The organism is Pseudomonas putida (assembly GCF_001976065.1).
Lineage (GTDB): Bacteria > Pseudomonadota > Gammaproteobacteria > Pseudomonadales > Pseudomonadaceae > Aquipseudomonas > Aquipseudomonas serbica.
Map to the genome: position 1 here is coordinate 19,002 of NZ_MNAH01000006.1, position 22,237 is coordinate 41,238.

The window sequence follows — 22,237 nt, forward strand, 5'->3', positions numbered from 1 at the left end:
CTGCTCCAGGCCAACCGTTGATGGTGATAGTTCCTGAGGGAAATTTCGCTTTTTGCCTGCGACTAATGATCGATGCCCGATACCCCTGGAAAATGACTGCTCAAACGGGTGCATCGGCTGGCAAGCATTTCCCGCAAAAGGTTCACCGGCTTACTCAATTGTGCGCGATGGGCGCACAGCAGATTCAGCGGAGCGCGCTCACAGAGCAGCTCCGGCATCAGCACTCTCAAGCGCCCGGCGAGCACATCGGCTGCCACATCGAGCCACGATTTGTACGCGATCCCTGCTCCGGCCACCGCCCACAGGCGAACGACATCGGCATCGTCAGTGAAGCGATCGCCACTGACGGTCAAGCCGACCTCGCGCTTGCCGTCATGAAAACGCCAGTGATCGTGGACCCGGCCGCCCAGCATGAACAGCAGGCAATTGTGCTGGGCCAGTTGTTCCAGTTGGCGCGGTTCGCCATGCCGGGCGAGGTATTCGGGCGCGGCACACAACACACGACGATTGTGTGGAGCGATGGGCAGCGCCACCAGGCTGGAATCTTCGGGCTCGCCGTAGCGCAGGGCGATGTCCACCGGCTGGCGAAACAGATCGGCGATGCGATCGCCCAGTAGTAGTCGCACGGTCAGCTTCGGGTGTTCGCGCTGGAACTCGTCCAGCCAGGGCAGCAACAGGTTGCGACCGAAGTCCGACGGTGCCGACAGCTGCAAGACTCCGCTGACCTGATCCTGGCCGCTGGCCAACAACCGCCGGCCTTCGTCGAGATGGCTCAAGGCCGCCCGGGCGTACTCGAGAAAACCTTCGCCTTCGGCGGTCAGGCGCAGGCTGCGAGTCGAACGTGCGAGCAGTCGGGCGCCCAACTGCTGTTCGATGCGTTTCAACGCTGCGCTCGCCACTGCCGGCGACATGTCCATGCCGCGTGCTGCCGCGGACAGGCTGCCCAGGTCCGCCGCCCGTACGAACAACTGCAAATCATCGAATCGCAGCATATGAAGCCTTTATTATCAAAAAAATATTGAAAGAGACTGCTGTTTTAGCGGGTTTTATCTTCCAGAGAAATAGCCAATCATCCGCCCCATCAACTCCATTTCTCATATAGCTACCTGGGAGTCTTCCATGAAAGCCGTTGCCTATTACGCCTCGTTGCCGATCAGCGATGAAAATGCCCTGCAAGACATCGAACTGCCGGAGCCGGTCGCTGGCCCCCGTGACTTGCTGGTGGAAGTCAAAGCCATCTCGGTCAATCCGGTCGATACCAAAGTCCGCCAAAACGTCCAGCCTGAAGCGGGCGCGGCCAAAGTGCTGGGCTGGGACGTGGCCGGCGTGGTCAAGTCGGTTGGCAATGAAGTGACCTTGTTCAAGGCGGGCGACAAGGTCTTCTATGCGGGCTCCATCGCCCGCGCCGGTGGGAATAGCGAGCTGCACGTGGTGGATGAGCGAATCGTCGGCCATATGCCGAAAACCCTCGGATTCGCCGAAGCCGCTGCCCTGCCGTTGACGGCCATTACCGCGTGGGAGTTGCTCTTCGAGCGCTTGCAAGTGCGCGAAGGCAAGACCGATGAAGGACAGAGCCTGCTGATCGTCGGTGCGGCCGGTGGCGTCGGCTCGATCCTTACGCAACTGGCCAAACAGCTTACGGGGTTGAACGTGATCGGTACCGCTTCGCGCCCGCAAACCCAAAGCTGGGTGACTGCACTGGGCGCCGACCAGGTGATCGACCACAGCCAGCCGTTGAGCGAAGCACTCAAGCGAGCCGGCATCGATCAGGTGACCCATGTCGCCAGCCTGACCCAGACCGACCATCACCTCGATCAACTGGTCGAGGCGTTGGCACCGCAAGGCAAACTGGCGCTGATCGACGACCCGAAAAGCCTCGACGTGACCAAGCTCAAGCGCAAGAGCCTGTCGCTGCACTGGGAGTTCATGTACACCCGCTCACTGTTCGAGACCGCGGACATGATCGAACAGCACAAACTGCTCAACCGGGTCGCCCAACTGATCGATGCCGGGACCCTGAAAACCACGGTGGGCGAGCACTTCGGCAGCATCAATGCAACCAACCTGCGGCGTGCCCATGCACTGCTGGAGAGCGGCAAGTCCAAGGGCAAGATCGTGCTGGAAGGGTTCTAAGGGAGCGAAATCGAAAGATCGCAATCTGCGATCTTTCGATCTTCAAACCGTCAGTCTGAAGGTTGGCGGTTGTCACAATTGCGATGCTATTCAGGACTACAATCGAAGCCTCTGCGAGACAATCTTTTACTTGAGGAGGTCAGTAATGAAGATCCTGATAAAAGAATTGGCAAAGTCCCAGTGGCAGGTCCGCCTGGATCAACACGCCGTTACCTTCCGCAGCGAAGCCGAAGCGCGCGCCTTCACCAACACCCTTGAAGCGCGATTGCACGCCCCTCACCAGATACCCGACCGCCAACAGCGCACTGCTGGCTGAGTCAGCCCTCGACCTGGGCCTGCACCAGTGCCCGGGCATTTTGCAGACGCCGGGTGAGCATCGCCGCGCTCACCACCAGAATCCCGCACAGGCTGATGACCATGGCCATCGGCATGGCGCTGCCGTCGTGCAAAACACCCACCAGCGCCGCGGCGCCTGCCGCGACACTGAATTGCAGGCATCCGAGCATTGCCGAAGCGCTGCCGGCGCGGGCGCCCTGGCCGTTCATCGCGCAGGCCGAGGCATTGGGCAGGATGCAGCCCAGGCTGGCGATGCAGAAAAACAACGGAATCAGCAACGGCCAGAGCTGTGCGGTGTGCAGTGCACTGACGGCGAGCAACGCCAGGCCGGCACCGAGGTAAATCCACACTGTGCGTGTCAGCAGGAATGCCGGGCCACGCTTGGCCAACAGCCGCGCGTTGACCTGGGCCACCAGAATGAACCCCGCCGCGTTGGCACCGAAGAACCAGCCAAAGTGTTCGGCCGGGACGCCATAGAGTTTGATGAAGATGAATGGCGACCCGGCGATGTAGGAGAACATGCCGGCGATGGCGATACCGCCGGTCATGGCATGGCCGAGGTACACCGGATCCTTCAGCAGGCGTGTGTACTGACGCAACGCTCCAGCCAGGGGCTGGCGTGGCAAATGGGCGGGCATGCTTTCCGGCAAACCCAGGGCCACAGCCAAGCCTGCCATCGCGCTGAAACCGGTCAGCGCCAGGAAGATCGACTGCCAGCCCGTCGTGTTGACCAGCAATCCGCCAAGCATCGGCGCAAGGATCGGCGCCAGGCCCATCACCAGCATCAGCTGCGAAAAGACTTTCGCCGAACCCACCGCATCGCATTTATCGCTGACCACCGCCCGCGAGATCACCATTCCCGCGCAACCGCCCAGTGCCTGGACGAACCGTGCGCCGATCAGCCACTCCAGGTTCGGCGCATAGGCGCACGCCAATGAAGCGGCGGTAAACAGCCCGACGCCGATCAACAGGGGAATGCGTCGACCGAAACGATCCGCCACCGGGCCGTAGGCCAGCTGGCCGATGGACAGGCCAAGGAAATAAGCGGCCAACGTCAGCTGGACGTGTTTTTCGTCCGTGCCGAAGGCGAGCGCCATCGCCGGGAACGCCGGCAGGTAGAAATCGATCGCCAGCGGACCAAAAGCGCTCAAGGCGCCAAGAATCAGGATTGTGCGAAAATTCATCAGGCATCCATGGGGCAGAAGTCGGCAGCCCGACAGTCTAGCCGGGCATGGACGCCTTGAACATTAAGTTAGCTCGCTAACTATTAAAAATTCAGGCCAGCTTGACGCTGTAGCCTTCTTCACTGATGAGCTCGATCACTTGATCGGTGGTCAATGTGCTCTCGACCCCGACCTCCCGGGCTGCCAGATCGACGCGCACACTCGCCGCCGGATCCCTGGCCTGTACCGCCTGGGTGATCGCCTTGACGCAGTGACCGCAGGACATGCCTTCAACGTTGAACACTTGCATGGATGACTCCTTTAATGTGGCGTTTGAATGGGCTGACCTGCAGTCTCGAGCTTGCCACCATGGCAAGGTCAAGTTCTGCCGTGAACGGCCGGGCTGGCAATCGGCTGCGCGCTCGGCCAAGCTGCGTTCATCTACGATTTGACTTCAGGAGATTCAGCCATGCGCTGGTCAGCTTTCAGCCTGTTTGGCCTGCTTGGCCTTTTCGCCGCCACCTCCTCGGTCAATGCCGCGGGGGAGGATTATGGCGTGCTGATCATTTCCCGTGAGCGCCTGGAAGTCGCGACCAGCTGCGAGATTGGCGTGTACATCCAGGACCAGTTGGCGGCACGGCTGTTCCAGGAGCAAAGCACCTCGTTCAACCTGCCGCCGGGCAATGTCTCCCTGCGCCTCAAGCTGCTGCCGGGCCAGGCGCCTGGGTGTAACCCGGGGATGCTGGCGCCGGGTTCGCAAGACATTCAGTTGAGGGCCGGGGACGTCGTGAAGTACCGGATTGCGATGACGCAGGATGGGATGTATCTCAAGCGTGCGGGGCTTGGCTACTGATTACCACCGATCCTGTAGGAGCCGGCTTGCCGGCGAAGGCGTACTCAAGATCGCCTTCTGTAGGAGCCGGGTCACCCATCGATCTTTGCGCTTGACCTTGCCAGCATGGCAAGGTTGATCCTGTAGGTATCTTCTACAGGGAGCGTGACCGATGTCCGAATCCACTACTTTCGATCTGCCGATTACCGGCATGACCTGCGCCAGCTGCGCCGGGCGTGTCGAGCGCGCCTTGAGCAAAGTCATCGGCGCCAGTGCCGTCAGCGTCAACCTGGCCACCGAGCAGGCACGGGTCCAGGCACCGGTCGACAGCCTGCCGGCCTTGATGGATGCGGTGGAAAAGGCTGGCTACAGCGTGCCGCAGCAGCGCCTGGAATTGAGCATCGACGGCATGACCTGCGCCTCCTGCGTGGGCCGGGTCGAACGGGCGCTGAGCAAAGTGCCGGGGGTCAAGAGCGTCAGCGTCAACCTGGCCAACGAACGCGCTCATCTGGAGCTGCTCGGGCAGGTCGACCCACAAACATTGATCGCGGCCGTGAGCAAAGCCGGTTACGCCGCCAGCGTCTGGCAAGACGATCAGCCGCATATCGACACTCAACAAAGCCGATTGCAACGCGAGCGCTGGGCCTTGATCGCCGCCATTGCCCTCGCCTTGCCGCTGGTCTTGCCGATGTTGCTGCAACCGTTCGGGGTGCACTGGATGCTCCCGGCCTGGGTGCAGTTCGCCCTGGCCACACCGGTGCAGTTCATCTTCGGCGCGCGCTTTTATGTGGCCGCCTGGAAAGCCGTGCGTGCCGGCGCCGGCAATATGGACTTGCTGGTCGCGCTGGGCACCAGCGCCGGTTATGGCTTGAGCCTCTACGAATGGGCGACCGCCGCCGGGGGCATGCCGCATCTGTACTTCGAAGCCTCGGCCGTGGTGATTGCTTTGGTGCTGTTGGGCAAATACCTGGAAAGCCGCGCCAAACGCCAGACCGCCAGCGCCATTCGCGCCCTGGAAGCGCTACGCCCGGAGCGGGCGATCCAGGTGATCGATGGTCGCGAGCAGGAAGTGGCGATCAGCGCTCTGCGTCTCGATGACCTGGTCATGATCAAGCCCGGCGAACGCTTTCCGGTGGACGGTGAAGTGGTTGAGGGCCAGAGCCATGCCGACGAAGCCCTGATCAGCGGTGAAAGCCTGCCGGTGCCCAAGCAGCCCGGGGACAAGGTCACGGGCGGCGCGATCAATGGCGAAGGCCGGTTGCTGGTGCGCACCCAGGCCCTTGGCGCGGAAACCGTGCTGGCGCGGATCATTCGCCTGGTGGAGGACGCCCAGGCGGCGAAAGCGCCGATCCAGAAACTGGTGGACAGGGTCAGTCAGGTGTTCGTCCCGGTGGTCTTGCTGCTGGCGTTGGCGACCTTGATCGGCTGGTGGCTGTATGGCGCTCCACTGGAGACCGCATTGATCAACGCCGTGGCGGTGCTGGTGATCGCCTGCCCTTGCGCCCTGGGCCTGGCCACGCCAACGGCGATCATGGCTGGCACCGGGGTCGCAGCGCGCTACGGCATTCTGATCAAGGATGCCCAGGTGCTGGAGCGAGCCCATGACGTCAACGCCGTGGTGTTCGACAAGACCGGCACGCTGACCTCTGGCACGCCACGTATAGCCCACCTGAGCGCCCTCGATGGCGACGAAGCCAGCCTGCTGCAATGGGCCGGCGCCCTGCAACGGGGCAGCGAGCATCCACTGGCCAAGGCCGTGCTGGATGCCTGCGCCGAGCGCGGCCTAACCGTGGCCGACGTCACCGACAGTCAATCCCTGACCGGTCGAGGCATTGCCGGAACTCTTGAGGGGCGGCGCCTGGCGCTGGGCAATCGGCGCCTGCTGGAAGAAAGCGGCCTGGCCGCTGGCGACCTGGCGAGTTCGGCAAGCGCGTGGGAAACCGAAGGCCGGACCTTGTCCTGGTTGATCGAGCAAAGCCCCGAGCCGAAGGTGCTGGGCCTGTTCGCCTTCGGTGACACGCTCAAGCCTGGAGCGCTGCAAGCGGTGCAGCAACTGAGCGCGCGCAACATCAGCAGTCACCTGCTGACCGGTGACAACCAAGGCAGCGCCAACGTGGTCGCCAAGGCGCTGGGTATCCAGGATGTGCACGCCGAAGTCCTGCCGGCGGACAAGGCCGCCACTGTCGCCGCGCTGAAGCAAAACGGCGTGGTGGCGATGGTCGGCGACGGCATCAACGATGCGCCTGCACTGGCCGCGGCCGACATCGGCATCGCCATGGGTGGCGGCACCGATGTGGCCATGCATGCGGCCGGCATCACGTTGATGCAGGGCGACCCACGGCGGGTGCCGGCGGCGCTGGAGATTTGCCGCAAAACCTACGCGAAGATCCGGCAGAACCTGTTCTGGGCCTTTGTCTATAACCTGATCGGCATTCCATTGGCCGCCTTCGGCTTCCTCAATCCGGTACTGGCCGGCGCGGCCATGGCGTTGTCGAGCGTCAGCGTGGTGAGCAATGCGCTACTGTTGAAAACCTGGAAACCCGAGGATCTGGAGGACAAGCGATGAACATCGGCCAAGCGGCCCGCCACAGCGGCCTGAGCGCAAAGATGATCCGTTACTATGAGTCCATCGGCTTGCTCAAGGCGGCTCATCGCACCGACAGCGGCTATCGGGTGTACGGCGATGACGACCTGCACACGCTGGCGTTCATCAAACGCTCACGGGACCTGGGGTTTTCCCTGGAGGAAGTCGGCAAGCTGTTGACCCTCTGGCAGGATCGCCAGCGCGCCAGTGCCGATGTGAAAGCGTTGGCCCGCCAGCATATCGATGAGTTGAACCAGAAGATCCGTGAGCTGGGGCAGTTGCGCGATACCTTGCAGGATCTGGTCGAGCACTGTCAGGGGGATGATCGGCCGGATTGTCCGATTCTGAAAAATCTTGAATCGGGGTGCTGCGCCAAACCCGTTTCTGCCTGAAGCATTTGATGGCGGCACCCACAAAAAACCCGGCCGAAGCCGGGTTTTTTCTTTAGCCGATCACTGCATCCACGGTGGAGGCGGCTCTTCGGCTGGCTTGGCCGGCGCATCGTCAGCCGCACGCGCGGCTTGCTTGCGCTCTTCATCCAGGCGCGCGGCCTCGATCTCGCGCATGATGCCGCCGACATCGGCCAGCTCTTCCGGCTCGTCGAATTCGCCGGTCAGGACGCTGGCCGGGTGCAAAGTGCCGGCCTCGTACAAGGCCCACATTTCCTTGGCGTACCGGGTCTTTTTCAACTCTGGGGCAAAGCGTCCGAAATAGGACGCCATGTTGCCCACGTCCCGCTCCAGCATGCTGAACGCGTGATTGTTGCCCGCCGCGTCAACCGCTTGCGGCAAGTCGATGATCACCGGACCGGTCGGGGTCAACAGCACGTTGAACTCGGACAGGTCACCGTGCACCAGGCCGGTACACAACATCAGCACGATCTGCGAAATCAGGAACGCGTGATATTCGCGCGCCTGGTCCGGTTCCAGTACCACATCGTTCAGACGCGGTGCTGCATCACCGTACTCGTCGGCCACCAGCTCCATGAGCAGTACGCCTTCGAGGAAGTCGAACGGCTTGGGCACCCGTACACCGGCATTGGCCAGGCGGAACAGTGCCGCTACCTCGGCGTTCTGCCAAGCGTCTTCGGTTTCCTTGCGGCCAAACTTGGAGCCCTTGGCCATGGCCCGGGCCTGTCGGCTGTTGCGCACCTTACGGCCTTCCTGATACTCGGCCGCCTGCCGAAAACTGCGTTTATTCGCCTCCTTGTAGACTTTCGCGCAACGTAGCTGGTTGCCGCAGCGCACCACATAAACAGCTGCTTCTTTACCACTCATGAGTGGGCGCAGCACTTCGTCGACCAGACCGTCCTCGATCAGGGGTTCAATGCGTTTTGGAGTCTTCATCAGCTTTTATTGTGGGTCCTTTATTACCAAACACGCGAAAGTCATTCGTTATACGGCAATCCACCCATTCGGGGGAGGGGGTGCCGACCTATGAACCTTGAAGAAGCACACAATGTGCCGGTTTCATCACGGAAACCGGCAGTCCATCACCGGCCATTCTGGATCATAGTCGAGCCTGAAGCGCTTGTTGTCTGCGGCTGCATGGGCATTTGTGACAGAAACCGACACCCCGCACGACCGTTCGCAGGATTTTTCCAAACAATCCTCAATTTCCGGGGGCAACAGCCGAAGTCCTTAGTGACAAAGTGATTTGTCCGACAATCGTTTCCCTGACAACAACGATACCGCACTCACGGACCCGGGTTGATCGACAACGTTTACGGCTGCCAATAAACCGCGAGTCATCTGCACTGCGTGGGCCTACAAGAAAATCTGGAGCGCGGATGAACATCAAACAGAAACTGACCTGGGCGTTTGCAATCATCGCCTGCTTGCCGGTGGTACTGGTCGCCACCCTCGTCGTGCTGAACCTGCGCAGTGAAGCCAGGGAGGGATTCGTCGACAGCAGTGGTCGCGAAATCCGTCAGGTCAGCAACGCCATGCAGCTGTTCTTCGACGGCATCAGCCAGAACGTCGAGTACCTGGCCAATCAACCGCTGATCAAGAACTCCGACGACAGCCTCAAGACCTACATGGACGCCAACGCCGCCAGCATTCCACAGGGCGAGATGGACAAAAAAGTCTTTGGCCTCCTGCAGGACCTGGGCAACACCCATCCGTCCTATGCGTACGCCATCCTCGGCACCGCCGCCGGTGGTTATGTGTCGTGGCCGGATGACGCCAAGCTGAGCAACTACGACCCACGCCAGCGCCCCTGGTATAAGGCCGCCCAGGCCAAACCGGGCAAGCCGTTCCGTACCGAAGCCTATTACTGGGCGGAAAACGATACGTCCTACGTCAGCACCGTACGCACCATCGACAACAAGCTGGGCAGCAACGGTGGCGTGGTCAGCATCGACGTGTCGCTCAAGCAGCTCACCGAGCTGGTCAAACAGATCAAGCTTGGCGAAACCGGCTACCTGATGCTGCTGGAAAAAACCGGCACCGTACTGGTCGACCCAAAGCAGCCCGAGCACAATTTCAAGGCCCTGAGCAGCCTCGGCGATGGCTATGCGCAACTGGCCAAGGCCGGCAAAGGCGTGGTTGAAGTCGAACTGAACGGCGAACGCTACATGGCCAACGTCTGGCCGTCCGAGCAACTGGGCTGGACCTTCATCGGCCTGATCAAGCAGAGCGACGTGATGAGCACCGCGACCCAACTGACCTGGTTGATCGCGATCATCGCTGCGGTACTGGCGCTGATCTTCGCCATCGTCGGCGCCAGTTTCGCCAGTGTCATCGTGCGCCCGATTCGTAGCGTGGCCGACGGCCTGGAAGGCATCGCCCAGGGTGAAGGCGACCTGACCAAGAGCCTGCAAATCCGCGGCAGCGACGAAACCGCGCAACTGGCCAACTGGTTCAACCAGTTTCTGACCGCGATTCGCAACCTGATCCAGAGCATTGGTGGCGCCGCGACCAAGATCCTGGCCACCTCCAGGAGCTCGACCCAGGTCTCCAGCGACATGGCCGAAGCTGCTGGACGCCAGCGCGAAGCGGTGGACATGGTGTCCACGGCATTCCACGAAATGGTTGCTACCGCCAACGAAGTGGCGCGCTCTTGCAGCCAGGCCGCCGAGTCCGCCGACAGCGGCCAGCGCCAGGCCCGCGAAGGGCAGCAACAGATTGACGCGGCGGTCAGCAGCGTCGATCGCCTGAGCCAGGAGATCGAACAGTCGGCCCAGTCGATGCAACAGCTGGAACGCGACAGCAATGATATCCAGTCGATCCTGGGGACCATTCGTTCGATCGCCGAACAGACCAACCTGCTGGCGCTGAACGCCGCCATCGAAGCGGCGCGGGCCGGCGAGCAAGGTCGTGGTTTTGCGGTGGTGGCCGATGAAGTGCGGGCGCTGGCCAAGCGCACGGCCGACTCCACGGCGGAAATCGACGGGCTGCTGGGCAACCTGGCCAAGCGCACCAGCCAGGTGACCCAGCAGATGCATGCGAGCCTGGAGGTGTCCCAACAATCGGTGACGCGCATCGGCGAAGCGCGCAACAGCTTCGGGCAGATCCGCGAGTCGGTCGACGTGATCCGCGACATGAACACCCAGATTGCCACGGCAGCGGAACAACAGCATCAGGTGGCCGAAGACATCAACCGGCACATCAGCCAGATCCATGGCGATGCGCAATTGGTGGCCGAACTGGCGAACTCGGCGCGCCTGGATTCCCAGAGCCTGGCCGGGTTGTCGAATGAGCTGGATGGGTTGGTGCGCCGATTCCGTACCTGATCCAAAATCCCCGGTGGCCGCTTCGCGGCCATTCGCGAGCGGGCTCACTCCCACAGGGATCTCGGCATGCACTAAATCTGCGGCCACTGAAGATCAAATGTGGGAACGAGCCTGCTCGCGAAGAGGCCGTCACTGCCGGAACAATTCTCCCGGGGTAAACCCGAACAGGCTCTTGAACGCCGCAATAAACGCCGACGTCGAGTCATACCCACAGGCCAGCGCGGCATTGGTCACGCTGTCCCCCTCCTCCAGCAGACTCAGCGACGACAACAAGCGCATACGCTGGCGCCAGCCGCGAAAACTCAACCCGGTTTCACGCTGGAACAAACGCATCAGGGTTTTCTCCGACGTGCCCAAGCGTTCGGCCCATTCGTGCAGGGTCACGTTACACTCGGGGTTTTCGATCAACTCGTTGCACAACCCCAGCAACCGCTCATGACGGGGCAGCGGCAGGGAAAACCCGACTTCCGGCAAGATCGCCAACTGATCGAGCAACACACTCACCAGCCGCGCTTGCGGGCTGTCGCCCAGGGGATACTCCACTGGCAGCAGGCAGAAACTCTTGATCAGCTCCCTGGCCAGCGGCGTCACTTCCAGCACCCGGCAACGCCCGTCCGCCCACTGGCAATCCTCACGACGCACGTACAGGCTGCGCATCTCGGCGCGCATCGAGGTCACGACCTGGTGATCAAGGTCCGCCGGAATCCAGATCCCCCACTGCGGTGGCGCGAAAAAACTGCCCTCGGCGGTATGCACACCGAGTACACCGCTGATGGCATAGGAAAATTGCACCCAGTCGTGACGATGGGACGGCGTCCACGACCCGGCATTGAGGCTTTCCACCCGGGCATACAGCGGACGCGGCAGCGTGATGAGGGGCGGAATGCTGCGCTCGAGGGAAACCTGTCCGTTAGTCGGCATAACCTGGCCTTGTGTTGCGAGACGGCTGATCAGGCGACGTTAGGCCATGCCTCGGATCTATTCAACACCGAACATATCTGTAGGCGCTGGCTTGCCAGCGAAGGGGCCAGCACATTCAACATCTCTTTGGCTGACACACCGCTTTCGCTGGCGAGCCAGCTCCTACAGTAATCATTAACGTTCGATGATTGCGGTAACGCCTTGGCCACCTGCGGCGCAGATCGAGATAAGCCCCCGCCCCTTCCCCGCGGCATCGAGCAACTTCGCCATATTGGCGAGGATACGCCCGCCCGTGGCCGCAAACGGGTGGCCGGCCGCCAGCGAGCTGCCTTTGACATTGAGCTTGCTGCGGTCGATGGACCCCAGCGGTGCTTCGAGGCCCAGGCGACTTTTGCAATATTCAGGGTCTTCCCAGGCCTTCAGGGTACAGAGCACCTGAGCGGCGAAGGCTTCATGGATCTCGTAGTAATCGAAGTCCTGCAGGGTCAGGCCATTGCGCGCCAGCAGGCGCGGCACGGCATACACCGGAGCCATCAACAGGCCCTCGGCGCCATGGACAAAATCCACCGCGGCGGTTTCGCCGTCGCGCAAGTAGGCGAGAATCGGTAGACCACGTTCCTTCGCCCATGCCTCCGTGCCCAGCAGCACCAAGGATGCGCCATCGGTCAGCGGCGTGGAGTTGCCGGCGGTCAGGGTGCCTTTCGCGCTTTTTTCGAAAACGGTCTTGAGCGAGGCGAGCTTTTCCAGGGTCAGGTCCGGGCGCAAATTGTTGTCGCGGGTGAGGCCCAGAAACGGCGTCATCAAATCGTTTTGCCAACCTTCGGCGTAGGACGCGTTCAGGTTCTGATGGCTCAACAGCGTCAGCTGATCCTGCTCTTCACGGGGAATGTTCCAGGCCTGCGCCATCAATTCGCAATGCTCGCCCATGGACATACCGGTTCGCGGCTCGCCATTGCGCGGGAACTCGGGGATCAGGTGCCGGGGGCGCAACTGCAAGAAGGGTTTGAGTTTTTCTGCGGTGGTGCTGGCGCGATAAGCCTGCAGCAGAATCTTGCGCAAGCCTTCGTTGACACTGATCGGCGCATCCGAGGTGGTATCGACGCCACCGGCAATGCCGCAGTCGATCTGGCCCAGGGCAATCTTGTTTGCTACCAGCAGCGCCGCTTCCAGCCCGGTGCCGCAAGCTTGCTGGATGTCGTAGGCCGGGGTAGCGGGCGCCAGTCTGGAGCCGAGCACACACTCGCGTGTCAGGGCCATGTCCCTTGGCAACTTGAGCACGGCCCCGGTCACCACTTCGCCAAGGCGCAGTCCATGCAGGTTGTAGCGTTCGATCAGGCCTTCGAGCGCAGCCGTGAGCATGGCCTGGTTACTGGCGGTGGAATACGGTCCGTTGGAGCGGGCGAAGGGTATCCGGTTACCACCGATGATCGCGACGCGACGCAGCTGAGTCATGAAAAACTTCCTATTCTGTGAAGGCCATTACCCGCAAGCGTAGGCCGTATCTGGCAAATCGAACGACTGATTGCCATTCATGGTCCACACTTTGAACCTCATCTGCTGGAGCGCGTTCCATGTCCGACCGCTATATCGACTTCGCCAACTCGTCCATCGGCCATCGTCTGGTCGGGGCCTTGGGCCTGCCTTCACCGGTACGCCTGGAACGCTGGCAAGCGGGCCGACTGCGCCCCGTGGAAGGCGCTTTGCTGATTGGCGGCGGACCGCTGGCGGAAAAGGTCAACGCCTTCGCCAACCGCCTGACGGACGCGATCTACACCTACGGCACCGAGCCCTCGATGGCGACCGCGTGGATACCCGGGCACGGGCCGAAACTCAAGGCCGTGGTGTTCGATGCCAGTGACCTGGTGCAGGTCGATCAGCTCAAGCAGCTGCGCGAGTTCTTCCAGCCATTGATGAAAAATCTCGACCACAGTGCTCACCTGGTGATTCTGGGCCGTGACCCGCGGACCTTGAGCGATCCGTTTGCCGCCAGTACCCAGCGCGCCCTCGAAGGCTTCAGCCGCTCGCTGGCCAAGGAACTGCGCAGCGGTGGCACCTTGCAGCTGATCCATGTTGGCGAAGGTGCCGAGGATCAACTGGAAGGACCGCTGCGGTTTTTCCTCTCACCGAAAAGCGCTTTCGTGTCCGGGCAAGTAATTGGCCTGGATGCCTGCGACACCCAGGTGACGGACTGGACGCGCCCCCTGGCCGGACGCAAGGCGCTGGTCACCGGCGCTGCGCGCGGTATTGGCGCCGCCATCGCCGAGACCTTGGCCCGTGACGGCGCCGAGGTCATCCTGCTCGACGTTCCGCCAGCCAGGACCGACCTTGACGCCCTCGCCGCACGCCTCGGCGGACGTGGCATCACCCTCGACATCTGCGCCGAGAACGCTGCCACGGAGCTGGTCGAACAGTTGCCCGACGGCATCGACATCGTGGTGCACAACGCCGGCATCACCCGGGACAAGACCCTAGCCAACATGACCCCGGAATTCTGGGACGCGGTACTCGCCGTCAACCTCAACGCCCCACAAGTGCTGACCAAGGCACTGCTCGACAGCGGTACCCTGAGCGACAATGGCCGGGTGATCCTGCTGGCATCGATCAGCGGCATCGCAGGCAATCGCGGGCAAACCAACTACGCGGCGAGCAAGGCTGGCCTGATCGGTCTGGCACAAGCCTGGGCGCCGCTGCTGCATGAGCGCGGCATCAGCATCAATGCCGTTGCACCGGGGTTTATCGAAACCCAGATGACCGCGCACATTCCATTCGGCCTGCGCGAAGCCGGGCGCCGCATGAGCTCGTTGGGCCAGGGCGGCCTGCCGCAGGACGTCGCCGAAGCGGTGGCCTGGCTCGCGCAACCGGGCACGGGTGCGTTCACCGGCCAGGCCTTGCGTGTCTGCGGGCAAAGCGTTCTGGGGGCTTAGTCATGATCATCGACTGGCACACACTCAATCGCGAACCCAGCCTGCCGGGGCTATACACGCATGCCGCGATGCGGCGCAAAATCACCGGCAGCACCCTGCCCCATTCGGGTTTGCGTTGCTGGCTGGATGTCGACCCACAGCGCCTGGCGGCCTATCGCCAGGTCTGCGGCTTCGCCGACAACGGCCTGCTGCCACCCACCTACCCGCACATCCTCGCCTTCGCCTTACAGATGCAACTGCTCACTGCCCGGGACTTTCCGTTCCCGCTGCTGGGGCTGATTCACCTGAGCAATCGCATCCGCGTGCTGCGCCCCATGGGCGGGGTCCATCGGGTGCGGGCCAGCGTGTGCGTGGAGAACCTGCAACCCCATGCGAAGGGGGCAACGTTCGATCTGGTGACGATTCTGGATGATCAACTGGGACCGCTCTGGGAGGCGCAAAGCCAGATGCTGTGCCGCGGGATGAAACTTGAGGGCGAGCCCGTTGAGGAAGTGTTGGCGCCGACGCTGCCGCTGACGCAAGTCGCCCAGTGGAAAGCGCCCGCCGACATCGGCCGCCGATACGCCAAGGTCTCCGGCGACTACAACCCGATTCACCTGAGTGCGCTCAGCGCGAAAATGTTCGGTTTTCCCTCGGCGATTGCCCATGGGCTGTGGAACAAGGCACGCACACTGGCGGCACTGGCCGAGCACCTGCCGGCGGCGAACATCGAGATCGCGGTGCAATTCAAGAAACCGGTGCGACTGCCCAGCGAGGTGACATTGCTGGCCAGCGCCGCCGGTTCCAGCGGGGATCTGCAACTGATCGGGGCTGGCGACCTGGAGCACATGGTGGGCCATTGGCGGCCCATCGCCTGAGGCGAATCGGATGAGATACACCTTGTAGGAGCCGGCTTGCCGGCGAAGGCGTCCTGGAACCTTGCGTCGGTCTTTCGGGCGCCTTCGCCGGCACGCCGGGCTCCTACAAGGTCCGCCGCAGAACAGGGTTCAGCGTTTGGCCAACGCCGCCAACGGCTGCGGGAACAGGTTGTTCAACGTCTCCAGCAAGCGCACGTGATAGATCGGCTTGCGAAACAGGTCCAGCACCTGCAACCGCAACATGTCACTGACATCCTCCATTTCCGCATGCCCGGACATCACGATCACCGGCAAATGCTGGCGCGCGGTGTGTTCGCGCAAGCGCTTGATCAACGACATGCCACTCTCCTCCGGCATGCGCAGGTCGGTGATGACCAGCGCGATATCCGGATGGCGTGTCAGATGCTGCAGCGCCAGCTTGACCGAGGTCGCGGTGAAACAATTAAAGCCCTCACCCTCCAGCAACTCCGCCAACTCAAGCAACGCATCTTCCTCGTCATCGACCAGGAGCAGTTGTTGTCGCGGCAGTGCTGGAGCGTTCATAGGCAACACCTGGAATAGACTAAGCGCTGACATTAGAGCCCACTCGTTGCATTGGCAAATGGCCGGTGCGACCTCTGACAGTCACTCACAAGGCGTTTTTGATGCTGGTGAACATCGTAGTCAGATCTGTCCCGATGCCGCCGCTGAGCCCGGCAATCACCACCGCGACCATCGCAGCGACGATGGCGTACTCGATACCCGACGCCCCCTCCGTATCCCTGGCCAGTCCCTTGTAAAAAGCGATTTCGGATTTGACCTTCTGAACCAACTTGGCGAAAGACATGTTGTTCTCCTGAGCGCTCCAGGTGTTGCACCAACGCAACATGATTTCCCTGTGCCAGCATCAGCATTGTCGGCATTTCACCGGCAAACAACTGTAAGAACGCATTAACCCGAAAGTATTAATCGTTTGCTTGACGTCAAAAAACCTTGCATTTGCCCTGAGCCATTATCTTTTAGTGGATTTTTACCCCGTGGTAATGGCGTTTTGCTCTAGCTGCGCTACCTTCAAATAGCCAAATAGTTCCATGTTCATAGCTACCTGATTGCGAAGTTGTCTCGTTGCGGAAACGGGTTCTTTGTGCAGCAGGAAAGATGCATCAGGAAAGGAAGCGCCGTCATGAACAGTCGTGTCATCCTTGGCCTAGCCGGCCTGTCCCTCGCGGGCGCTGTCATCGCCGGTTACTGGGGCTTCACCTTGACCCGTCAGCCGGCCGCCGCCCCTGTTGCACAAACCGAGATAACACCGGCGACATCCACAACTCCTGCACCTGTTCCCCAGCCAGAAGAAGACACCCGCCAACCGATCGTGGTGTTGTTGCATGACATCCCACCGTTTGTGCAGATCACCGCCGCCGATGTGACCCTGGAAAAGTTGCGCACCGTTCCGGCTGGCAGCCTGACCCGACTTGATCAAGCCATTGGCCGCACACCCTGGCGCGCCCTGGCCGCTGGCAGCTGGCTCAACGACGAGAGTTTTGAAGGCGGGGGCAAGCTGGCGCGGATGATTCGTCCCGATGAGCGCGCGCTGGCCGTGGCCGTGGATGAAGTGATCAATGCCGGCGGGCAATTGACCCCGGGCGACTATGTCGATGTGCTGCTGTTCCTGCGCATGGACACCCACAATCTTCAGCCTTCGGCTCAACTTGTAGTCCCGGCCTTGCGCGTACTGGGGGTGGGCGAGCAATTGGGCCTGACCAACGATGGCCAGCCTTCCAGCCCGCCCCATGGCAACGATGAAAAACTCCGTCAGGAGCAAACCCGCGCCAGCGCCCGCACCGTGCTGCTCGCCGTCCCCGAACAACTATTGAGTCGCCTGATGCTCGCCGCCCAGGCCGGCGTGTTGCGCCTGGCCGTGCGCAGCGCCGAGGAAAAGCGCCTGGCGCGTTACTGGGCCGGTGAAAAAGATGCTGCGGCGAACATCGCCAACGCCAATCGCGAATTGATCCAGTTCAACCAGTTGGCCATGACCCCACCGCCCAAACCGCTGCTCGCCAGTGGCGCAGGCGCACCGCGCCGCTCCGGCGTGGAAGTCATCCGCGGCAACGAATCGCAAAAGACCCCCTGAATCGTGCAAGGAAACGCTTGAATGCGCAGACGTATTACGCCGTTGTTCAACGGCTTGATCTGGGCCACCTTGCTGAACGGCATGCCGGTAGCGGCAGCACTGGCAGCTAGCGGTAGTTGTGCCACGCTGGCCCCCTTGCCAGCGGTATTGGAAGTGGGCGAAGGCCTGCAACAGGAAGTGCAATCGCCGGTGGCGATCACCCGGATCGCGGTGGGCGACCCGAAGATCGCCGACGTGCGCGTCAATGGCAACCAGGCGTTCCTGCTCACCGGAATGGGCGCCGGCGCCACCAGCCTGATGGTCTGGACCGCCTGTTCCAGCGCACCGCGCCATAGCATGGTGTTCGTCCAGGGCCGCGCGACGGCGGCCATGACCAGCGCCAGGCAGTCACCGTCCGATGATCAACTGCTGCCATCACAAGTGCAGACCGACATTCGCTTCGTCGAAGTCAGTCGCACCAAGCTCAAGGAAGCCAGTACCTCGATCTATGGCAAAAACTCGAACTTCCTCTTTGGTTCCCCCGGTACCGTCCCGAACACGGCGGTGACGCCCAGGGTGTTTCCATTGCGCAACCTTGATCCACGGATCGCCGTGCCGAGCATTCCGTTGGCCAACGACATGTTCAACATCGTCGCCGGCGGCGGCAACTTCCTGGCCATCATCAATGCCATGGAGAGCAGTGGCTTTGCCTACACCCTGGCGCGACCGAGCCTGGTGGCAATCAGCGGACAGAGCGCAAGCTTCCTGGCGGGCGGAGAAATCCCGATCCCGATCCCCAGCGCCAACAGCAACAGCTACTCCATCGAATACAAGGAATTCGGCATCCGCCTGACGCTCACGCCTACGGTGGTCAGCAATGACCAGATCGCCCTCAAGGTCGCGCCGGAGGTCAGCGAACTGGATTACAACAACGCCGTGACCATCGGCGGCACCACCGTGCCGGCGTTCACCATTCGCCGCACAGACACCAGCATCTCCCTGGCCGATGGCGAAAGCTTCGTCATCAGTGGCCTGATCAGCACGCAAAACACCTCGCAGGTGGACAAGTTTCCGGGGCTGGGAGACATCCCGATCCTCGGCGCGTTCTTTCGCAGCTCTTCGATCAATCGCGAAGAGCGCGAACTGCTGATGATCGTCACGCCGCACCTGGTGCAGCCGTTGGCCGCCAATGCACAACTGCCGTCGCTGCCGGGGGAAAAACTGCGCAATTACGACCCCAATTGGTATCGCCTGTACTTCCTCGAAAACGGCGACTTCGATAAACGCAGCGGGTTATCGCAATGAGCCAGAACCTGAGCCAGACCTTCCTGGCGATCACCCGCAACAGCACGGACCTGGAATGGCTGCAAGGCGCGCTCGCCCCCTTGGGCCAGGTGGTCAGCGCCGGCGGCGGCAGCCTCGACGAACTCTTGGCGCTGGTGGACGTGACCCTGGCCAGCCTGGTGTTCGTGGGTCTGGACCGTGAACACGTGGTGGCCCAGTGCGCCCTGATTGAAGGCGCCCTGGAAGCCAAGCCGCGGCTGGCCATCGTCGCGCTGGGCGACGGCATGGACAATCAACTCGTGCTCAACGCCATGCGCGCCGGGGCCCGGGACTTCGTCGCCTACGGTTCGCGCTCCAGCGAGGTCGCCGGGCTGGTGCGGCGCCAAAGCAAACGCCTGCCCCCTGTGGTGCCGAACACGCACCTGGGCGGCCTGACGGTGCTGTACGGCGTGCAGAGCAATGCCGACGGCGCGCTGCTGGCCAACCACATGGCGCAGGTGGTGCAAAAGAGCGGTCAGCAAACACTGCTGCTCGACCTCGGCCTGCCGCACGGTGACAGCCTGGCCCTGCTGGGCCTGGAAAGTTCGTTTCATTTCGGCGATGCACTGCGCAACCTGCGCCGCCTCGACGCCACGCTGATCGACAGCGCCTTCACCCGTTGCGAAGCCGGGCTACGGATTCTCGCCTACGCCACTCAGGATGAACCGCTGGAACACACCAGCGCCGCCGAGTTGTACATGCTGCTCAGCGCCCTGCGCCAGCACTTCCAGCACATCGTGGTGAACCTCACCGGCCAGCCAGACAGCGAAGCGCTGCGCACCTTCGTCAGCCATTGCGACAAGCTGCTGTGGTACACCGACCAGAATGTGCTCGACTGCCGCCGCAACCTGGCGGTACTGAATCTGTGGCGCGAAAAAGGCATGAAGCTCGATCACGCCAAGCTGCTGGTGGACCGCTACCTGCGCAGCGTCGCGCCGGACGCCGTGGCCTTGGGCAAAAGCTTCGGCATGGAGGTCATCGCCACCCTCGCCTATAGCCCCGAAGTGCGCTTGAACGCCAAGAACCAGGGCGTGACCCTGTTCGAACTGGCGCCCCGGGAAGTGCTTACCCAAAGCCTGCGCAATCTCGGCGAATGCCTGGCCAAGCGTTCCGAGAGCCTGGCCAAACCCAAGTCCTGGTTCAGCCGTCTGAGAGGTACGCCATGAGCGGCGAAAAACTGTTCGGCGCGACACACCGTGGAGTGGCCGGCAATACCGACCACGAAGGCCTGAAACTGGTGTTGCACCGCTACATCATCGATGCCATCGAAGAGTCCGGGAAAAACCTGCTCGAAGGCTCGCGCCAGGTGCTGGCGCAGTTCGTCATCGATAAAGTGGCCGAATACATCGCGCGCCTGCACCTGGCGATCTCGCGCTACGAGATGGAGCGCCTGGCCGAAGAGATCGTCGACGAGCTCACAGGTTTCGGCCCGCTGGAAGTGCTGCTGCGTGATTCGGCAGTCACCGAAATCCTGGTCAACGGCCCGCACCGCGTGTTCATCGAGCGCGATGGTGTATTGCACCTGAGCGACCTGCGGTTCATCGATGCGCACCATGTCGAGCGCGTCATCCAGCGCATCCTCGCGCCCCTCGGCCGGCGGCTCGATGAGTCTTCGCCGATGGTCGATGCGCGCCTGCCGGACGGCAGCCGGGTCAACGCGATCATTCCGCCGATTGCACTCGACGGGCCGTGCCTGTCGATCCGAAAATTCCGCCAGGACATGCTCAACAGCACTGACCTGATGGCCATGCAAACCATCGACCAGTCGATCTACGAGTTCCTGCAAGAGGCCGTGGGCAAGCGCTGCAATATCCTGATCAGCGGCGGCACCGGCACCGGCAAGACCACGCTGCTGAACATCCTCAGCCAGTTGATCGACCCCCACCAACGCCTGGTGACCATCGAAGACGTCGCCGAACTGCAACTGGGCCACCCCCACGTGGTGCGCCTGGAAACCCGGCCGCCAAATGCCGAAGGCCATGGCGAGGTGAAAGCCAGCGACCTGATTCGCAACGCGCTGCGGATGCGCCCGGACCGGATCATCCTCGGCGAGATCCGGGGCGTCGAAGTGGTCGACGTATTGACCGCCATGAACACCGGTCACGACGGTTCCATGAGCACCGTGCACGCCAACAACGCCCAGGATGCCTTGTTGCGCCTGGAAACCCTGGTCGGCCTGACCGGGCGCAGCATTGCCGAACGCACCCTGCGCCAGATGATCTGTGCGGCGCTGGACGTGGTGATCCAGTTGACGCGCATGCCCGATGGCCGGCGCTGCGTGAGTGAAGTGGTGGAGGTGATCGGCATCCGCGAAGACGTGTACGTCACCAATACGCTGTTTCGCCTCGACCGCCGCAGCGGCTTCGGTTTCATGCGCGAGGCGCTCAACCCCGCCGGTGACAAACTGCGCCGCGAGTCGGTGCTCTCTCCCTCGGTGTATTGAAGGCCACGGTATGCTCAAACCGCTGCTGCTCATCCTCGTTTGCCTGGCGTTGCTGTGGCTGTCGGCCCGCTTGCTCAGCCGCGGCTTGCGCGAGCCCGGCACCCGCCGCGTGCTGGAGCGCCTGAGTCAGGGGCAACCGGAACGGCTGGTGCAAAAATCCTCCTGGACAGGGCTCGACCGGGCCTTTTTACGCGCCGGTCTCGGCCGCCCCACGGAACGCCTGGGTGCGTGGCTGACGCTGTGGGGCCTGGGTAGTCTGCTCGGCTTCATCGGTGGCGGCTGGCCGGGTTTGATCGCTCTGTTGCTGTTGCCGCCCCTGCTGCTGCGCCTGTATGTCGACTGGCGTTACCAGCGCCGGCTCAAGCGCATGATCGAACAATTGCCAGCGCTGCTGGATCACAGCGTGCGCAGCCTGAAATCCGGACGCACCCTGGCCGATGCAGTACTGGGCGCCATCGACGCCGCTGAAGACCCGCTGAAAAATGCCTTGGGCCGCGTGCAACGCCAGGTGCACATGGGCATCAGCCTGCCGGACGCCGCCTCGGACTTCGCCGAACTCTATGACAAGGACGAACTGCGCTTGTTTGCCCTCGGCTTGAAGGTCAACCATCGCTACGGTGGTAACGCCAGTGAACTGCTGGAGAACCTGATCAAGATCATCCGCGAACGTGAACAGGCCGCTCGCCAGTTGAGCGCCATGACCGGCGAAACCCGGGTCACGGCGGTGGTCCTGGCGTTGATGCCGGTGGTACTCGCCGGCTACATCCTGGTGTCCAATCCCAAGTACCTGATGGGCATGTGGAACGACAGTTCGGGGCAATCGATGCTGGTGGGAGCGCTCGCCCTCCAGGTGTTCGGCTGCGTGGCGCTGTGGCGGATGTTGCGCAGCCTATGAA

General features: G+C 62.2%; 21 protein-coding genes and 1 pseudogene. 14 read left to right on the forward strand and 8 right to left on the reverse strand.

Annotation, left to right across the window (positions count from 1 at the left end; genetic code table 11):
- Positions 1-62: 62 nt before the first annotated feature.
- Positions 63-992, reverse strand: a complete 930-nt coding sequence (vimR, locus tag BKX96_RS20400; RefSeq protein WP_046819656.1) for a transcription regulator VimR — start codon at positions 990-992, stop codon at positions 63-65.
- A gap of 127 nt (positions 993-1,119) precedes the next feature.
- On the opposite strand from vimR, the gene BKX96_RS20405 reads away from it, so the two are divergent.
- Entirely contained in the window at positions 1,120-2,133 is a 1,014-nt protein-coding gene (locus BKX96_RS20405) for a zinc-binding alcohol dehydrogenase family protein (RefSeq protein WP_077185314.1), read from the forward strand.
- A gap of 145 nt (positions 2,134-2,278) precedes the next feature.
- Entirely contained in the window at positions 2,279-2,449 is a 171-nt protein-coding gene (locus BKX96_RS32900) for a hypothetical protein (RefSeq protein WP_162837847.1), read from the forward strand.
- Between the two features lies 1 nt (position 2,450).
- Here the strand turns inward: BKX96_RS32900 and BKX96_RS20410 are convergent, their stop codons facing one another.
- Together BKX96_RS20410 and BKX96_RS20415 are read right to left on the reverse strand one after the other, a co-directional pair.
- A complete protein-coding gene (locus BKX96_RS20410) occupies positions 2,451-3,653 on the reverse strand; it encodes a multidrug effflux MFS transporter (RefSeq protein ID WP_077185315.1) in 1,203 nt (400 codons plus the stop codon).
- 91 nt (positions 3,654-3,744) lie between these two features.
- Positions 3,745-3,942, reverse strand: a complete 198-nt coding sequence (locus tag BKX96_RS20415) for a cation transporter (protein WP_046819659.1) — start codon at positions 3,940-3,942, stop codon at positions 3,745-3,747.
- A 159-nt stretch (positions 3,943-4,101) separates the two neighbouring features.
- On the opposite strand from BKX96_RS20415, the gene BKX96_RS20420 reads away from it, so the two are divergent.
- The 3 genes from BKX96_RS20420 (at position 4,102) to cueR (ending at position 7,440) form a co-directional block, all read left to right on the forward strand.
- On the forward strand, positions 4,102-4,485 hold the full coding sequence (locus tag BKX96_RS20420; RefSeq protein WP_046819660.1) for a hypothetical protein: 384 nt from the start codon (positions 4,102-4,104) through the stop codon (positions 4,483-4,485).
- A 151-nt stretch (positions 4,486-4,636) separates the two neighbouring features.
- Positions 4,637-7,030, forward strand: a complete 2,394-nt coding sequence (locus tag BKX96_RS20425) for a heavy metal translocating P-type ATPase (protein ID WP_077185316.1) — start codon at positions 4,637-4,639, stop codon at positions 7,028-7,030.
- The gene (gene cueR / locus BKX96_RS20430; protein ID WP_077185317.1) at positions 7,027-7,440 is read left to right on the forward strand and encodes a Cu(I)-responsive transcriptional regulator; all 414 of its coding nucleotides are present in this window, start codon (positions 7,027-7,029) and stop codon (positions 7,438-7,440) included. The genes BKX96_RS20425 and cueR overlap by 4 nt, the downstream gene beginning before the upstream one ends.
- Before the next feature lie 60 nt (positions 7,441-7,500).
- On the opposite strand, the gene BKX96_RS20435 is transcribed toward cueR, so the two are convergent.
- Positions 7,501-8,394 (reverse strand): PA4780 family RIO1-like protein kinase, encoded by an 894-nt coding sequence (locus BKX96_RS20435; RefSeq protein WP_046819663.1) that lies wholly within the window; start codon positions 8,392-8,394, stop codon positions 7,501-7,503.
- Positions 8,395-8,993: 599 nt separating this feature from the next.
- On the opposite strand from BKX96_RS20435, the pseudogene BKX96_RS33575 reads away from it, so the two are divergent.
- Both BKX96_RS33575 and BKX96_RS33580 read left to right on the forward strand, forming a co-directional pair.
- A pseudogene (locus tag BKX96_RS33575) lies at positions 8,994-9,926 on the forward strand (cache domain-containing protein); the annotation flags it as partial.
- Positions 9,927-10,055: 129 nt separating this feature from the next.
- Positions 10,056-10,784: a methyl-accepting chemotaxis protein gene (locus tag BKX96_RS33580; protein ID WP_370628334.1), complete on the forward strand. Its 729-nt coding sequence runs from the start codon at positions 10,056-10,058 to the stop codon at positions 10,782-10,784.
- 129 nt (positions 10,785-10,913) lie between these two features.
- Here the strand turns inward: BKX96_RS33580 and BKX96_RS20445 are convergent, their stop codons facing one another.
- Both BKX96_RS20445 and BKX96_RS20450 read right to left on the reverse strand, forming a co-directional pair.
- Positions 10,914-11,705 (reverse strand): AraC family transcriptional regulator, encoded by a 792-nt coding sequence (locus tag BKX96_RS20445; protein WP_046819665.1) that lies wholly within the window; start codon positions 11,703-11,705, stop codon positions 10,914-10,916.
- Between the two features lie 174 nt (positions 11,706-11,879).
- Positions 11,880-13,157, reverse strand: coding sequence for an acetyl-CoA C-acetyltransferase (locus tag BKX96_RS20450; RefSeq protein ID WP_077185318.1), 1,278 nt, complete (start codon positions 13,155-13,157; stop codon positions 11,880-11,882).
- A gap of 119 nt (positions 13,158-13,276) precedes the next feature.
- On the opposite strand from BKX96_RS20450, the gene BKX96_RS20455 reads away from it, so the two are divergent.
- Both BKX96_RS20455 and BKX96_RS20460 read left to right on the forward strand, forming a co-directional pair.
- The gene (locus tag BKX96_RS20455) at positions 13,277-14,629 is read left to right on the forward strand and encodes a 3-oxoacyl-ACP reductase (RefSeq protein ID WP_046819667.1); all 1,353 of its coding nucleotides are present in this window, start codon (positions 13,277-13,279) and stop codon (positions 14,627-14,629) included.
- A 2-nt stretch (positions 14,630-14,631) separates the two neighbouring features.
- Positions 14,632-15,486 carry a MaoC family dehydratase gene (locus BKX96_RS20460; RefSeq protein WP_077185319.1) on the forward strand — a complete coding sequence of 285 codons (855 nt, stop codon included), beginning with the start codon at positions 14,632-14,634 and terminating at the stop codon, positions 15,484-15,486.
- Positions 15,487-15,615: 129 nt separating this feature from the next.
- Here the strand turns inward: BKX96_RS20460 and BKX96_RS20465 are convergent, their stop codons facing one another.
- Both BKX96_RS20465 and BKX96_RS20470 read right to left on the reverse strand, forming a co-directional pair.
- A complete protein-coding gene (locus BKX96_RS20465) occupies positions 15,616-16,029 on the reverse strand; it encodes a response regulator (RefSeq protein ID WP_077185320.1) in 414 nt (137 codons plus the stop codon).
- An 85-nt stretch (positions 16,030-16,114) separates the two neighbouring features.
- Positions 16,115-16,312 carry a Flp family type IVb pilin gene (locus BKX96_RS20470; RefSeq protein ID WP_046819670.1) on the reverse strand — a complete coding sequence of 66 codons (198 nt, stop codon included), beginning with the start codon at positions 16,310-16,312 and terminating at the stop codon, positions 16,115-16,117.
- A 336-nt stretch (positions 16,313-16,648) separates the two neighbouring features.
- Here BKX96_RS20470 and cpaB point away from each other — a divergent pair, with 336 nt between their 5' ends.
- From cpaB to BKX96_RS20495, 5 genes are read left to right on the forward strand one after another with little or no spacing between them, the layout of a single operon-like run.
- Entirely contained in the window at positions 16,649-17,596 is a 948-nt protein-coding gene (gene cpaB / locus BKX96_RS20475; RefSeq protein ID WP_077185321.1) for a Flp pilus assembly protein CpaB, read from the forward strand.
- 21 nt (positions 17,597-17,617) lie between these two features.
- Positions 17,618-18,880 carry a type II and III secretion system protein family protein gene (locus tag BKX96_RS20480; RefSeq protein ID WP_046819672.1) on the forward strand — a complete coding sequence of 421 codons (1,263 nt, stop codon included), beginning with the start codon at positions 17,618-17,620 and terminating at the stop codon, positions 18,878-18,880.
- Positions 18,877-20,064 (forward strand): CpaE/TadZ family protein, encoded by a 1,188-nt coding sequence (locus tag BKX96_RS20485; protein WP_046819673.1) that lies wholly within the window; start codon positions 18,877-18,879, stop codon positions 20,062-20,064. The genes BKX96_RS20480 and BKX96_RS20485 overlap by 4 nt, the downstream gene beginning before the upstream one ends.
- Positions 20,061-21,341, forward strand: a complete 1,281-nt coding sequence (locus tag BKX96_RS20490) for a TadA family conjugal transfer-associated ATPase (protein WP_046819674.1) — start codon at positions 20,061-20,063, stop codon at positions 21,339-21,341. The genes BKX96_RS20485 and BKX96_RS20490 overlap by 4 nt, the downstream gene beginning before the upstream one ends.
- Positions 21,342-21,351: 10 nt before the next feature.
- Entirely contained in the window at positions 21,352-22,236 is an 885-nt protein-coding gene (locus BKX96_RS20495) for a type II secretion system F family protein (protein ID WP_077185322.1), read from the forward strand.
- Position 22,237 lies beyond the last annotated feature (1 nt).

Bases quoted from the DNA above. Each gene is read 5' to 3' on its own strand.
- vimR (WP_046819656.1), bottom strand. From the start codon at position 992: ATGCTGCGATTCGATGATTTGCAGTTGTTCGTACGGGCGGCGGACCTG.
- BKX96_RS20405 (WP_077185314.1), top strand. From the start codon at position 1,120: ATGAAAGCCGTTGCCTATTACGCCTCGTTGCCGATCAGCGATGAAAAT.
- BKX96_RS32900 (WP_162837847.1), top strand. From the start codon at position 2,279: ATGAAGATCCTGATAAAAGAATTGGCAAAGTCCCAGTGGCAGGTCCGC.
- BKX96_RS20410 (WP_077185315.1), bottom strand. From the start codon at position 3,653: ATGAATTTTCGCACAATCCTGATTCTTGGCGCCTTGAGCGCTTTTGGT.
- BKX96_RS20415 (WP_046819659.1), bottom strand. From the start codon at position 3,942: ATGCAAGTGTTCAACGTTGAAGGCATGTCCTGCGGTCACTGCGTCAAG.
- BKX96_RS20420 (WP_046819660.1), top strand. From the start codon at position 4,102: ATGCGCTGGTCAGCTTTCAGCCTGTTTGGCCTGCTTGGCCTTTTCGCC.
- BKX96_RS20425 (WP_077185316.1), top strand. From the start codon at position 4,637: ATGTCCGAATCCACTACTTTCGATCTGCCGATTACCGGCATGACCTGC.
- cueR (WP_077185317.1), top strand. From the start codon at position 7,027: ATGAACATCGGCCAAGCGGCCCGCCACAGCGGCCTGAGCGCAAAGATG.
- BKX96_RS20435 (WP_046819663.1), bottom strand. From the start codon at position 8,394: ATGAAGACTCCAAAACGCATTGAACCCCTGATCGAGGACGGTCTGGTC.
- BKX96_RS33580 (WP_370628334.1), top strand. From the start codon at position 10,056: ATGGTGTCCACGGCATTCCACGAAATGGTTGCTACCGCCAACGAAGTG.
- BKX96_RS20445 (WP_046819665.1), bottom strand. From the start codon at position 11,705: ATGCCGACTAACGGACAGGTTTCCCTCGAGCGCAGCATTCCGCCCCTC.
- BKX96_RS20450 (WP_077185318.1), bottom strand. From the start codon at position 13,157: ATGACTCAGCTGCGTCGCGTCGCGATCATCGGTGGTAACCGGATACCC.
- BKX96_RS20455 (WP_046819667.1), top strand. From the start codon at position 13,277: ATGTCCGACCGCTATATCGACTTCGCCAACTCGTCCATCGGCCATCGT.
- BKX96_RS20460 (WP_077185319.1), top strand. From the start codon at position 14,632: ATGATCATCGACTGGCACACACTCAATCGCGAACCCAGCCTGCCGGGG.
- BKX96_RS20465 (WP_077185320.1), bottom strand. From the start codon at position 16,029: ATGAACGCTCCAGCACTGCCGCGACAACAACTGCTCCTGGTCGATGAC.
- BKX96_RS20470 (WP_046819670.1), bottom strand. From the start codon at position 16,312: ATGTCTTTCGCCAAGTTGGTTCAGAAGGTCAAATCCGAAATCGCTTTT.
- cpaB (WP_077185321.1), top strand. From the start codon at position 16,649: ATGAACAGTCGTGTCATCCTTGGCCTAGCCGGCCTGTCCCTCGCGGGC.
- BKX96_RS20480 (WP_046819672.1), top strand. From the start codon at position 17,618: ATGCGCAGACGTATTACGCCGTTGTTCAACGGCTTGATCTGGGCCACC.
- BKX96_RS20485 (WP_046819673.1), top strand. From the start codon at position 18,877: ATGAGCCAGAACCTGAGCCAGACCTTCCTGGCGATCACCCGCAACAGC.
- BKX96_RS20490 (WP_046819674.1), top strand. From the start codon at position 20,061: ATGAGCGGCGAAAAACTGTTCGGCGCGACACACCGTGGAGTGGCCGGC.
- BKX96_RS20495 (WP_077185322.1), top strand. From the start codon at position 21,352: ATGCTCAAACCGCTGCTGCTCATCCTCGTTTGCCTGGCGTTGCTGTGG.